Source organism: Mycolicibacter senuensis, from assembly GCF_003284925.1.
GTDB lineage: Bacteria > Actinomycetota > Actinomycetes > Mycobacteriales > Mycobacteriaceae > Mycobacterium > Mycobacterium algericum_A.
Genome location: NZ_QMEX01000111.1, coordinates 1 through 12,186 on the forward strand (window position 1 = coordinate 1; position 12,186 = coordinate 12,186).

General features: G+C 67.6%; 13 protein-coding genes and 2 tRNA genes. 6 read left to right on the top strand and 9 right to left on the bottom strand.

The window, feature by feature from the left end:
- The 3 genes from DQP56_RS18710 to DQP56_RS18720 all read right to left on the bottom strand — a co-directional run.
- Positions 1–307 (bottom strand): GntR family transcriptional regulator (locus DQP56_RS18710; RefSeq protein WP_133258967.1); only part of this gene is annotated, 307 nt, incomplete at its 3' end.
- Complete coding sequence (locus DQP56_RS18715; RefSeq protein ID WP_112687947.1) at positions 304–1,023, bottom strand: maleate cis-trans isomerase family protein; 720 nt, start codon at positions 1,021–1,023, stop codon at positions 304–306. The genes DQP56_RS18715 and DQP56_RS18710, both read right to left, overlap by 4 nt.
- Positions 1,020–1,778 carry a maleate cis-trans isomerase family protein gene (locus DQP56_RS18720; RefSeq protein ID WP_112687949.1) on the bottom strand — a complete coding sequence of 253 codons (759 nt, stop codon included), beginning with the start codon at positions 1,776–1,778 and terminating at the stop codon, positions 1,020–1,022. The genes DQP56_RS18715 and DQP56_RS18720 overlap by 4 nt, the downstream gene beginning before the upstream one ends.
- An 81-nt stretch (positions 1,779–1,859) precedes the next feature.
- On the opposite strand from DQP56_RS18720, the gene DQP56_RS18725 reads away from it, so the two are divergent.
- Both DQP56_RS18725 and DQP56_RS18730 read left to right on the top strand, forming a co-directional pair.
- Positions 1,860–2,825: a D-2-hydroxyacid dehydrogenase gene (locus tag DQP56_RS18725; RefSeq protein WP_165825074.1), complete on the top strand. Its 966-nt coding sequence runs from the start codon at positions 1,860–1,862 to the stop codon at positions 2,823–2,825.
- A 13-nt stretch (positions 2,826–2,838) separates the two neighbouring features.
- Positions 2,839–4,212: an amidase gene (locus DQP56_RS18730; RefSeq protein ID WP_112687951.1), complete on the top strand. Its 1,374-nt coding sequence runs from the start codon at positions 2,839–2,841 to the stop codon at positions 4,210–4,212.
- An 80-nt stretch (positions 4,213–4,292) separates the two neighbouring features.
- On the opposite strand, the gene DQP56_RS18735 is transcribed toward DQP56_RS18730, so the two are convergent.
- From DQP56_RS18735 to DQP56_RS18760, 6 genes are all read right to left on the bottom strand, one after another.
- Complete coding sequence (locus DQP56_RS18735; RefSeq protein ID WP_112687953.1) at positions 4,293–4,784, bottom strand: DUF3830 family protein; 492 nt, start codon at positions 4,782–4,784, stop codon at positions 4,293–4,295.
- Between the two features lie 7 nt (positions 4,785–4,791).
- Positions 4,792–5,682 (bottom strand): ectoine hydroxylase, encoded by an 891-nt coding sequence (thpD, locus tag DQP56_RS18740; RefSeq protein ID WP_112687973.1) that lies wholly within the window; start codon positions 5,680–5,682, stop codon positions 4,792–4,794.
- Between the two features lie 8 nt (positions 5,683–5,690).
- Positions 5,691–6,098, bottom strand: coding sequence for an ectoine synthase (locus DQP56_RS18745; protein WP_112687955.1), 408 nt, complete (start codon positions 6,096–6,098; stop codon positions 5,691–5,693).
- Positions 6,095–7,372, bottom strand: coding sequence for a diaminobutyrate--2-oxoglutarate transaminase (ectB, locus tag DQP56_RS18750; RefSeq protein ID WP_112687976.1), 1,278 nt, complete (start codon positions 7,370–7,372; stop codon positions 6,095–6,097). Before ectB ends, DQP56_RS18745 begins: the two co-directional genes overlap by 4 nt.
- A gap of 192 nt (positions 7,373–7,564) precedes the next feature.
- Entirely contained in the window at positions 7,565–8,071 is a 507-nt protein-coding gene (gene ectA / locus DQP56_RS18755) for a diaminobutyrate acetyltransferase (protein WP_112687957.1), read from the bottom strand.
- A 63-nt stretch (positions 8,072–8,134) separates the two neighbouring features.
- A complete protein-coding gene (locus tag DQP56_RS18760) occupies positions 8,135–9,397 on the bottom strand; it encodes an MFS transporter (protein WP_112687960.1) in 1,263 nt (420 codons plus the stop codon).
- A 181-nt stretch (positions 9,398–9,578) separates the two neighbouring features.
- Between DQP56_RS18760 and DQP56_RS18765 the strand changes: the two genes are divergently transcribed.
- The 4 genes from DQP56_RS18765 to DQP56_RS18780 all read left to right on the top strand — a co-directional run bounded on the left by DQP56_RS18765 (position 9,579) and on the right by DQP56_RS18780 (position 12,181).
- Positions 9,579–10,370, top strand: coding sequence for a fumarylacetoacetate hydrolase family protein (locus DQP56_RS18765; protein WP_112687963.1), 792 nt, complete (start codon positions 9,579–9,581; stop codon positions 10,368–10,370).
- Positions 10,367–11,845: a glutamate--tRNA ligase gene (gene gltX / locus DQP56_RS18770; RefSeq protein WP_435673884.1), complete on the top strand. Its 1,479-nt coding sequence runs from the start codon at positions 10,367–10,369 to the stop codon at positions 11,843–11,845. Before DQP56_RS18765 ends, gltX begins: the two co-directional genes overlap by 4 nt.
- Before the next feature lie 118 nt (positions 11,846–11,963).
- Positions 11,964–12,035: transfer RNA gene (locus tag DQP56_RS18775), tRNA-Gln, on the top strand.
- 73 nt (positions 12,036–12,108) lie between these two features.
- Positions 12,109–12,181 (top strand) — tRNA-Glu (locus DQP56_RS18780).
- Positions 12,182–12,186 lie beyond the last annotated feature (5 nt).

Here is a 12,186-nt window from a genome sequence, read left to right on the forward strand (position 1 = left end):
TCACGGCGGCACGCTCGATGGCCTTGCGCGCTTGATACACGTCGCGGACGTCGTCGTCGCTGAGTTCCACCACGAAGATGCCCCGGTTGCGCTCGCTACGCAGCAAGCCTTCGGCCACCAGCCGTTGCATGGCCTCGCGCAGTGGGCCGCGAGACACCTCGAACTGCGCGGCCAGGCTGGCTTCACCGAGCTGCTGTCCGGGTGCTAGCCGGCCGCGCGTGATCGCCTCCCGGAGCCGCTCGGCGATCAGCTCGGGCGTCGATGGCCTGCTCAACGGCTCGAACCCGGCCTCGTGCGAGAGCGTCATCGGTTGTCCTCGAACAACATCCCGAGCCCGGTGGTGCGCCGGGTTATTTCGGCAATGCGCAGGCCCTCCCAAATCGTCACGGCATTGGCGGTCAGCACCGGCTTGCCCAGCAGCCGCTCGAGCTCGTCGACCTGGTCCACGGTGTGCATGGCGGTGTCGGGGATCAACAATGCCTCCGCCCGGGGCGAATCGTTGCCCAGCGCCAGGTCCCGGACCTGACTGCGGGTCAGGCGGCCGACCTGCGCAGCCGTGGGGATGCCGGCGTCCCCCATCGCTTCGACCGAGATACCGTGGGCTGCAACGAAACCCGCAAACAGCTCGGCAATGTCGTGCGGATAGCTGGCGGCAACCGCAACGCGGCGGCAGCCGAGCGCAGCCAGGGCGTGCACGAACGCGAACGACGTACTCGACGCGGGCACACCGGCTTCGGCGGCCAGCCGGTCGACCTGTTCGGCAGCGCCGTCGGGACCGAATACGAAGCTGCCCGACGTGCAGGCCCACACCACGGCGGCCGGTCGCTGCGGGGCCAGCAGCGCGGCCCCCTCGGCGAGCCTGGCCGGGCTGCCGAGATCCAGCAGCTCCGGTACGGCGTGCAGGTCGGTGCCGTAGATGTGGACGACGGGCAGGTCCACGCCCAGCAGCCGCGCGGCGTGCGGGTAGTCGGACTCGGCGGCATGGTCGGGATAGATGAAGCCGACGCGGCCGGCGCTGCTCACTGCGGGGCTCCGGTGAAGACATCGCGGAGCCACTGGCCGGGGCCCATCATCGGCAGATTCATGCGGCCCAGGCACGCCCACATCGTCAGCTGGTTGGCCGTCAGGATCGGTTTGCCGAGCATCTGCTCCAGCGGGGCGATGATGTCGTAGGTGCGCAGGTTGGTGCAGCTGACGAAGATCGCCTGGGCTTCCGGGCGGTTGGCGGCGAGGATCCGCTCGGCCACGGTCCGGTAGTTGACCTTCCAGATCCCGCCACCCAGGCCGAGGTAATCCGAGTGCAGCACCGTCACACCCAGTTGGTTCAGAAATACCCGCAGTAGGTCGGTCAGCTCCTCGTCGTAGGGGGTCAGCACGCAGATCCGGGATATGTCCAGCGCGACGATGGCTTCGGCCAGCGCCCCCGACGTGGTGACCGCGGCTTTGGCGCCTGCCGCTTCGATCGCGGCGACCAGCGTCTTCTCGTACTCGACACCGTGGATGAAGCTGCCCGACGCGCACAGGTAGGCGACCACCTCCGGCTCGACGTGCAGCACGTCGCGGGTGGCGGCCTGCAGGTGGTTGGTATCGGAGACCAGTTCGGCCATCGCCCGGCTCACCGGGACGGGTTCATAGTGAGTGCGCGCAAGGTGCAGCGTCACTTCGGCGGGGATCCAGCGCCACAGTTCGCGCTCGATCGCCAGGTCGAAGGGCGCGATGATGCCGACACCGCGCTGATCCACCGGCCCGTCGAAGTCCGGCAACTGGGACAGATCCATGCGTGTCCCCATACTGACGTCGCAACCCCAGGCCGCCCCTGGATTGTTGACAATCATACGATCGGTTTCTACCGTGTCAATGTGGACGCGCGTCCGGTGGTGACCGTCCAGCACGGTGAGTCGGTTCCCGCCCAACTTGATTCGATCAGCGCAGCCGCGGAACTGCGGATGGTTCCGTCGTCGCGGCTGGGTGAGGCGATCGCCGGGACCGATGTGCTGTTCGTGTACGACTTCTCCTCTCCGGCCCTGGCGTCGGTGTGGTCCGACGCCGACGCGCTGCGCTGGGTTCAGGTGGCCGCCATCGGGGTCGATGCGGTGTTGTTCGACGGGCTGATCGACAGTGACGTCGTCGTCACCAATTCCCGCGGCATCTTCGAGGAACCGATCGCCGAGTACGTGCTGGGGCAGGTCCTGGCCTTCGCCAAGGATTTCCGGCGGTCCTGGGACGCGCAGGCCGCAAGACGCTGGCAGCACTTCGACACCGAGCCGATCGCCGGCTCGTCGGTCACCATCGTCGGCCCGGGCCCGGTCGGCCGGTCCGTCGCGCGGTTGCTGCGCGCGGTCGGCATGTCGGTGCGCGGCGTCGGGCGCTCGGCACGCGACGACCCCGACTTCGGCGTCATCACCACCGATGTGGTCGACGCGGTCGCCGACGCCGACTATGTCGTGCTCGCCGCCCCGCTGACGCCCGAGACCCGGGGCATGGTCGATGCCGCCGTGCTGGCGTCGATGCGCGCCACCGCGCGACTGATCAACGTCGGACGTGGCGAGTTGGTGGACACCGACGCGCTGGTGTCGGCGTTGCGGGACGGCGCGATCGCCGGTGCTGCCCTCGACGTCGTCGACCCCGAACCGCTGCCGCCGAACCATCCGCTGTGGACTGCGCCCAACGTCCGGCTGACGCCGCACCACAGCGGCGATATCAAAGGCTGGCGAAATGCGTTGCAGCAGCAGTTCATCACCAACTTTCAACGGTACGTGGCCGGTCAACCGCTCCATAATGTCGTCGACAAGCGCCACGGATACGCGCCGAGCGGCACCGGTTGAGGAGGCGTGTCACATGACTCATCCCACCGAACTGACGGCCTTGCAACTGGTGGCCGCCTACACCTCCGGCGAGCTCTCGCCGGTTGAAGCGACCGCGGCCGCCCTCTCGGTGATCAACGAACGCGACGGCGAGGTCAACGCGTTCTGCCTCGTCGACGAGGAGGCCGCGCTGTCCGCGGCGCGTAAGTCCGAAGCCCGTTGGAGCGGCAACTACACCAAGGGCCTGCTCGACGGGGTCCCGGTCGCCGTCAAAGACGTGTTCCGCACCGCCGGTTGGCCCACCCTGCGGGGATCGCTGCTCTCCGACGCCGCCGGCCCCTGGCCCGACGACAGCCCGGCGGTCGGCAAGATGCGCGACGACGGCATGGTACTGCTGGGCAAGACGACCACCCCGGAACTGGCGTGGAAGGGCGTCACCGACAGCCCGCGGACCGGTATCACCCGCAATCCTGTCGACATCACCCGCACCCCGGGCGGTTCATCGGGTGGCAGCGCCGCCGCGGTGGCCGCCGGGATGGCGCCGATGGCGATCGGCACCGACGGTGGGGGGAGCATCCGCATCCCGGCGGCCTTCTGCGGCGTGGTCGGCTTCAAACCCACCCACGGGCGGGTGCCGATGTACCCGATCAGCCCGTTCGGGCCCCTGGCACATGCCGGCCCGATCACCCGCACTGTCGAGGATGCCGCCATGCTGCTGGACATCATCGCGCTGCCCGATCACCGCGACCCGACATCGTTGGCGCCGACACTGACCACCTACCGCGGCGAAGTCCGCCGCGACGTGGTCGGCCTGGGTGTCGCCTACTCACCGAACTTGGGCTATGCCGACGTCGACCCGCAGATCGAGGCCGCGGTCGGCGCCGCGGTCCGGGCCCTGGCCGACGCCGGACTCAACGTGACCGAAACCGACCCCGGCTTCGCCGATCCGATCGACGCGTTTGAAGTGCTGTGGGCGGCGGGGGCGGCGGGCAGCCTGCGTGGTCACGAGGCGGACCGTGGACTGGTCGACCCGGGGCTGGCCGAGATGTGGGAACGTGGCCAGGCGGCCTCGGCGGTCGACTACCTGGCCGCACGTCAGGTCAGCGTCGACCTGGGTCTGATCATGGGGCGCTTCCATGAGCGCCACAACCTGCTGATCACGCCGACCACACCGATCCCGGCGTTCGCCGCCGGCCACGACGTACCGGCTGACTCCGGCATGCATTGGTGGGCCCAGTGGACGCCGTTTACCTACCCGTTCAACATGACTCAACAGCCGGCGTTGAGCATCCCGGTCGGCACGACGTCGGAGGGTCTGCCGATCGGTATGCAGATCATCGGACCGCGGCACAGTGACGATCTGGTGCTGGCGGCCGGCCTGTTCGCCGAGCGGGTGCTGGGTCTGTGACGGTTGGGTTTGTGACGGCGAGCAGACATGAAAGCCCCCAAAATACGCCTGGATGACGGGCTTTCGCGTCTGCTCGCGACTTAGGCGCGGGAGAACGCCAACTGTTCGCCGACCGCTCCGGACATCCACAGGTCGTTGCAGGCGGCCGCCATCTCGGTCAACCCGTCTTCGATCGTGGCGAACACATTGCCGGGAACCCAGCCGACGTCGCCGTTGAGCAGTAAATTGTTGCGGCCGTAGAAGATCGCCAGATCGGTCGCGCCGACCGGCGAATTCCCTTGCGCACCTTCGTCATAGCCATAGGCCGGATTGCCGATATCGCCCGGCTCGAAGCTGAAGAAGCAGACGTCGCCGGGGATCGGCGTCACGGTGGTGTTCTCCCGGCCCGGCGCCCCCAGCGGTGGCAACAGCGTGTAGACCTCGTTGCGTGCGTACTTGCCGTGGTAGGCCTGGCCGGCGACCGGCAACGCATTCCACACCACAGCGCAGGTCCGGGGAGCCTCGTCCTCGAGCAGACGCGCTCGGCAAGACACGCCGCGGCTGGTCAACGTGATCGACAGGAAACGCGCCACAGCAGCCTTACACCGGGTCGAAGGTTCGGCTGGCGACGAACGTCGGCCGCGGCGCGGCGGCGCCGAACGGCTCCACCAGGGTGTTCTCCACGCTGTTGTAGACGATGAAGACGTTCGAGCGCGGCCACGGGGTGATGTTGCTGCTCGACCCGTGCATGCAGTTGCTGTCGAAGAACACCGCTGACCCGGCCGGGCCGGTGATTTGGCGGATGCCGTGCTGCTCGGCCATCCAGGTCAGGCTGTCGTCGTCGGGGGTACCGATCTCCTGCTGCTTCAGCGACGAGCGGTAGTGATCCGGCGGCGTCTCGTCCGGGCACGACACGAACCAGCGGTGCGATCCGGGCATGATCATCAGCGAGCCGTTGCTGTCCAGGTTCTCGGTGAGCGCCACCGACACGCTGATCGCGCGCGGGGTGGGCATCCCGTCCTCGGCGTGCCAGGTCTCAAAGTCGGAGTGCCAGTAGAACTCCCGGCCGTTGAAACCCGGCTTGAAGTTGACCCGGCTCTGGTGCACGTAGACCTCTGAGCCGAGCAATTGGCGGACCGGCCCGACCAGCCGCGGGTCGGCGACGAGCGCGGCGAACGCCGGGCTGATCCGGTGCACCTCGAAGATCGACCGGATCTGGCCGCTGTCCCGCTCGCAGATCGAGCGCTCGTCGGCTGCCAGCACCGGGTCGGAGCGCAGCCGGTCCAGCTCATTGCGGAGATCAGCGACCACGTCAGCGTCCACCAGGGCGTCGACGGACAAGAATCCGTCGGCATCGAACGCCGCGACACTGTCGGGCCCCAGCGGACCGCCACTGCCCGCGGGCGCCCACACCACCGGGTCACGTCGCGGCTCGATGCCGAGCTTGACGTTGTTGCGGGTCGGGTAGTGATCGGTGACAGCTTTGGTGATGGGAGGGGTCACGGCGCCGCCTCTTGAGGTTCCTCGGTGAGCAGGGGGTAGGCGCCGGTCTCGTCGTGCACCTCCTGCCCGGTGACCGGCGGGTCGAACACGCACACCATGCGCAGGTCGGTGTGGGCCGAAACACGGTGGTGCTCATGCCCGTCGAGCAGGTAGAGGGTGCCGTCGGCAAGCGGAAAGGTCTCGCCTGTTTCTTCATTGACCAGCTCACCCTCGCCGCCGACGCAATACACCGCCTCGACGTGGTTGGCATACCACATCGAGGTTTCGGTGCCGGCGTACAGGATCGTCTCGTGCAGCGAGAATCGCTGGCCGTCCCGGGCCAGCAGCAGTCGCTGGCTGTTCCAGGTCTTGGCCTGGACATCGCGGTCGGTGCCCTTGATCTCGGCGAGGGTACGAACGATCATCGGTTGGCTCCTGAGCTGGTAGCGGCAAGTTCTCGGGCGGCCACGGCCTCGATGGATTGGGCCGCAAGGGTCAGGCCTTCGGCCAGGTCGTCGTCATCGATCACCAGCGGTGGCATCAGCTTTACCACCTCGCCCTCCGGTCCCGAGGTCTCCAGCAGCAGGCCGCGGGCGAACGCCTCCTGCTGCACGGCGCCGGCCAACTCGGGTCGCTCGAAGGCCACCCCGCGGATCAGGCCACGGCCGCGGGTCTCGACCCCGTCGAACGGCTCGATCACCTCGTGCAGCGCCTGCTCGATCTGCTCGCCCTTGCGGAGCACCTGCTTTTCCAGCAGGTTGTCGGTCCAGAAGTTCAGCGCCGCGGTGGCGGTGACGAAGGACGGGTTCTGGCCGCGGAACGTGCCGTTGTGCTCGCCGGGCTCCCACACATCCAGTTCGGGCTTGAACAGCGTCAGCGCCATCGGCAGGCCGTAACCGCTGATCGACTTGGACATGCAGACGATGTCGGGCACGATGTCGGCCGCCTCGAAGCTGAAGAACGGCCCGGTGCGTCCGCAGCCCATCTGCACGTCGTCGACGATCAGCAGCAACCCGTGCCGCTTGCACAGTTCGGCCAGCCCGTGCAGCCATTCCAGCCGCGCCACGTTGATCCCGCCTTCGCCCTGCACCGTCTCGACGATGACCGCGGCCGGTTCATTGAGGCCGCTGCCGCTGTCCTGCAACAGGCGCTCGAACCAGATGAAGTCCGGGGTGACGCCGTCGAGGTAGTTGTCGTAGGGCATCGGGGTGGCGTGCACCAGTGGGATCCCGGCGCCGCCGCGCTTCATCGAGTTACCGGTGACGCTCAGCGAGCCCAGCGTCATGCCATGGAAGGCATTGGTGAAGCTGATGATGCTTTCCTTGCCGGTGACCTTGCGGGCCAGTTTCAGCGCCGACTCGACCGCGTTCGTGCCGGTGGGGCCGGGGAACTGGACCTTGTAGTCGAGCCCGCGCGGCTTGAGGATCACCTCTTCGAACCGTTGCAGGAACGCCGCCTTGGCCACCGTGTTCATGTCCAGGCTGTGCACCACCCGGTCCGAACTCAGGTACTCCAGCAGCGGTGCCTTCAGGTCCGGGTGGTTGTGTCCGTAGTTCAGCGCGCCGGCGCCGGCGAAGAAGTCGACGTATTCGTTGCCGTCGACATCCCACATGCGGGAGCCGAGGGCCCGGTCAAATGTCACCGGCCAGGATCGGCAATAACTCCGCACCTCGGATTCAAGGGTTTCAAAAATAGTCACGATTTCCTCCGTCCGTCGGTCACATACAACGGAACGGAACGACAGGTCGATTTCAAAACTCGTGCCGTGGGTGATCTCGGCTCGACCCACCACCCCGCTCGGATACCCCCGGCTAGGTCTGCCGGGGCTCACGTTTGCGCGGACGTGACCTTACCGAGACCGTTTTGTGATCTCAACCTTGCCATGCTGTCCTCAACGGCCGATGTTTACCCGCAGTGGCCCAATTCGAAACAGTTCTTCTGCCAGATGGGATTCGGGAAACAAGCTGGCCTCAAACAGCTCGGAGCACTCCAGACCGGCGTCCCATCGCCGGGCAAATGCCCCGAAAAGCCGTCGGCTGGCCTCATTGTCCGGTGTGATTGACGTCTCAAGATGCGTACCGCCGTCGGCCACCAATGCGGTCGCCAGATGGTCGAGCATCCGGCCGGCCACACCCATCCCGCGATGCGCGTCGTTGACCGCAACCTGCCAGACCATCAGGGTCTGCGGCTGATCCGGGCGGCGGTAGCCGGTGATGAAACCGGCCGGCTCGCCGCTGACCTCGGCGATTACCGAGCTGGCCGCGAAATCGCGGCACCACAACAGATAGGCGTAAGGGGCGTTGACGTCGAGCGTCACGCTGTCGAGGGCCATTTTCCACAGGGCCGGGCCGTCGGCCACCGTCGGTGTCCGGAGCGCGATGTGAGCCGGTTCGGTCATCTCGCCGACGCTACCGGCAGCCGATTCGGCGTCGGCCGCGGATCCGCCCGGTTGCGGCAGGTGTCAGCCGTCGGGAGGGTGTTGTGCCGGCGGCAACGGCTGCGGCGGCACCCGCAGCGTGCGCAGCGCCTGGAGCACCGAGCGGCCCTCCGGCTCGGCGCGAACCGGTACCAACCGCACGGCGGCCAGTGGGAACAGCCCGGACAGCGCGAACGCCAGTGGATAGCCTGCGGCGCCGATCAGCGCGCCGAACACCGGGGGAGCGATTCCGGCGGTGAGTCGCTGGGTGGTGTTCTGCGTGCCCAGTGCACGCCCGCTCCAGTAAGGTCCGGCGATCTCGGCGACCGCGGTGGACGACAAGCCGTTGTCCAGCACGCTGATTACCACCGCGACGACCATCGCCGCCTCGGCCAGCGGAGAGTGCAGATGGTCGGTCACGCCGAGTACCACCATCGCCACCGCGCCGGCGACGGCGAGGCTGCGGACGGGTCGCAGCCGTGACCGCACCCGATCCGACCACCGACCGGCCAGCACGCGGCCGGCAGCGCCGAGCAGCTGCGACACGGTGACCAGGCTGCCGGCGGCGGCGATCGACCAGTCGGTATCGACGATCAGCCACACCAGCATGAAGGTGGCCAACACCGACTGGTGAACCATCAGCAGCGCCGACGACAAGTGGATGCGCCACAGCACCTTCGAGCCGGCGTAGGGGTTGGCCAGCTCCGTTCCGGTCGCCGCCGACCGCGGTCGGCGGGGCGGGTCGACCACCCCGATGGCGCATGCCACCGCCGCCACTGCGCACAGCGTCGCCGGGAACATCAGCGCCCGGGCCAGGCCGTGCTCGGCCAGTTCGGGAATCACCTCGGCTCCCAACGCGATTCCCAGCGGTTGTGCTGTCTGCCGGATTCCCATCACCAGCCCGCGCTGGTGTGGCGGAAACCAGCCGGTCACCAGCCGGCCACTGGCGGTGTTGGCGCTGGCGGCGGCCATACCGCCCAGAAAAAGGAAGGCGCCCACCCCGACCAGGGAGTTCATCGAGGCCGCCCCGAAGGTGGCCAGCGCCGTCAGCGCGGAGCCGACGGTCAGCACGACCCGCTCGCCGATGCGGTCCAACAGCGCGCCCCACGCGAACAGCGTCAGCACCATGCCGAAACTGGGCATCGACGCCAGCAGACCCGCCATCGCCAGGTTGGTATCCCGCTTGGTCTCCAGCATCGGGATGACGAAGGCGATCCCGTTGATGAACACGAACGAGCACAGCGTGGCCACCAACGCCACGATGACCACTGACCAGCGCGCGGCGCTGCTCGTCGACTCCGTGGTCACCCGGATAATGGTTCCACACGTTTGCCCCGTACCGGGTCGCATCCGCCGGGCAACGACCACGGTGCCGTTTGACCGCGCCGCCAGCGCCCGGCTCCGCCGCGCTTGCGATCGGCTGGGCCGATGGTGGCGGCCCGCTGCGCCCGGCTCCGCCGCGCTTGCGATCGCCATTAGGCTTGCTCGAATGCGCCTAGGTCGAATTGCCAGCCCGGACGGCGTCGCCTTCGTCAGCCTGGAGGGCGATCCGGACGATGACATGACCGCGATGACAGCTCGCGAGATCGCCGAGCACCCCTTCGGCACACCGGAGTTCACCGGTCGATCCTGGCCACTGGCCGACGTGCGGCTGCTGGCCCCGATTCTGGCCAGCAAGGTGGTCTGCATCGGGAAGAACTACGCTGCCCACATCGCCGAGATGGGTGGTGCGCCGCCGGCCAACCCGACGATGTTCCTCAAGCCCAATACCGCGATCATCGGGCCGAACGTTCCGATTCAGCTGCCCGCCAACGCTTCCCCGGTTCACTACGAGGGCGAGTTGGCGGTGGTGATTTCACGGCCCTGCAAGGACGTTCCGGCCGCCCGGGCCAAGGACAACATCCTGGGTTACACCATCGGCAACGACGTGTCAGCCCGTGACCAGCAGAAATCCGACGGTCAGTGGACCCGCGCCAAGGGGCACGATACGTTCTGCCCGGTCGGGCCCTGGATCGTCACCGACCTCGACCCCGCCGACCTGGCGATCCGCACCGAGGTCAACGGCCAGGTCAAACAGGACAGCCGGACGTCGCTGATGCTGCACGACATCGGCGCGATCGTGGAGTGGATATCGGCGGTGATGACCCTGTTGCCCGGTGACCTCATCCTCACCGGAACCCCCGACGGTGTCGGCCCGATCGAACACGGTGACACCGTGTCTGTTTCCGTCGAGGGCATCGGCACCCTCACCAACCCGGTTATTCGCAAAGGAATGTCGTGACTCAAGGTTTCCAGGCTGACTCTGCTGTGCGGGTTCGGTTCTGCCCGTCACCGACCGGCACGCCGCACGTCGGGCTGATCCGCACCGCACTGTTCAACTGGGCCTATGCCCGACACACCGGCGGCACGTTGGTGTTCCGGGTGGAGGACACCGATGCCGCGCGCGACAGCGAGGAGAGCTATCAGGCGCTGCTCGAGGCCCTGCGCTGGCTTGGGCTGGACTGGGACGAGGGGCCCGAAGTGGGCGGACCGTACGGCCCGTACCGTCAGTCGCAACGCGCCGACATCTACCGCGACGTGGTGGCGCGACTGGTGGCGGCCGGCGAGGCCTACGAGGCCTTCTCCACACCGCAGGAGGTCGAGGCCCGCCACCTGGCCGCCGGCCGAAACCCCAAGCTGGGCTATGACAACTTCGATCGCGACCTGACCGACGATCAGCGTGCCGGCTACCTCGCCGAGGGCCGCAAGCCCGTCCTGCGGTTGCGCATGCCCGATGGCGAACTCGGCTGGCAGGACCTGGTGCGCGGGCCGACGAGCTTTCCGGCGGGCACCGTCCCCGACTTCGCACTCACCCGCGCCAATGGTGATCCGCTGTACACGTTGGTCAACCCGGTCGACGACGCGATGATGAAGATCACCCATGTGCTGCGGGGCGAGGACCTGCTGCCCTCCACGCCACGCCAGATAGCGCTGTATCAGGCGTTGATCCGCATCGGGGTGGCTGACAGGATTCCGGAATTCGCCCATCTTCCAATGGTTCTGGGTGAGGGCACCAAGAAGCTGTCCAAGCGCGACCCGCAGTCGAACCTGTTCGCGCACCGCGACCGGGGTTTCATCCCGGAGGGCCTGCTGAACTATCTGGCGCTGCTGGGCTGGTCGATCGCCGATGACCGTGACGTGTTCAGTCTCGACGAGATGGTCGCCGCATTCGACGTGGTCGACGTCAACTCCAACCCGGCCCGGTTCGACCAGAAGAAGGCCGACGCGCTCAACGCCGAGCACATCCGGCTTCTCGACGTCGACGACTTCACCACGCGACTGCGCGGCTACTTCGACGCCCACGGTTACCGCACCGGGCTTGACGACGCCGGATTCGCGGCGGCCGCGGCGCTGGTGCAGACCCGGGTGGTCGTGCTGGGCGACGCCTGGGGATTGCTCAAGTTCTTCAACGACGACGAATACGCGCTCGACCCGCGTGCGGTGGCCAAAGAGTTGGGCGCCGGTGCGGCGCCCGTCCTGGACGCCACCATCGCCGCCCTGGAGGGCGTGGGGGACTGGACCACCGCCGGGATCGAGGCCGCACTGAAGGCCGCGCTGCTCGACGGGCTGGAGCTCAAACCCCGCAAGGCGTTCGGCCCGGTGCGGGTCGCGGTCACCGGCGGGTTGGTCAGCCCGCCGCTGTTCGAGTCGCTGGAGCTGCTGGGTCCAGCGCGCACCCTGGCGCGGCTGCGGGCGGTCCGGGACGGCATCGAGTGAGCGCGATGAGTACTTCGCGGTAGAAGTTTGGTAGTCTGCACGTCGGCCCACAGCAGCTGGCCGGTAGTGCCCAACCGGCACGCTGACCAGCGGTTATGGCCAGGCCCTCGGTGGCCATTGGGGTATGGTGTAATTGGCAACACAGCTGATTCTGGTTCAGCCATTCTAGGTTCGAGTCCTGGTACCCCAGCAAAACCGGTCCGCCCCAAGCGATTAGGCGGGCCGTGCGGGTTGGGCTATGCTGACAACCCGGACTAGTTCTAGCCCCCGTCGTCTAGCGGCCTAGGACGCCGCCCTCTCACGGCGGTAGCGTGGGTTCGAATCCCATCGGGGGTACTCTG

Excerpts from the sequence above, each read along its gene's own strand:
- DQP56_RS18720 (WP_112687949.1), bottom strand. The coding sequence starts at position 1,778 with ATGGATCTGTCCCAGTTGCCGGACTTCGACGGGCCGGTGGATCAGCGC.
- DQP56_RS18730 (WP_112687951.1), top strand. The coding sequence starts at position 2,839 with ATGACTCATCCCACCGAACTGACGGCCTTGCAACTGGTGGCCGCCTAC.
- DQP56_RS18745 (WP_112687955.1), bottom strand. The coding sequence starts at position 6,098 with ATGATCGTTCGTACCCTCGCCGAGATCAAGGGCACCGACCGCGATGTC.
- ectA (WP_112687957.1), bottom strand. The coding sequence starts at position 8,071 with ATGACCGAACCGGCTCACATCGCGCTCCGGACACCGACGGTGGCCGAC.
- DQP56_RS18765 (WP_112687963.1), top strand. The coding sequence starts at position 9,579 with ATGCGCCTAGGTCGAATTGCCAGCCCGGACGGCGTCGCCTTCGTCAGC.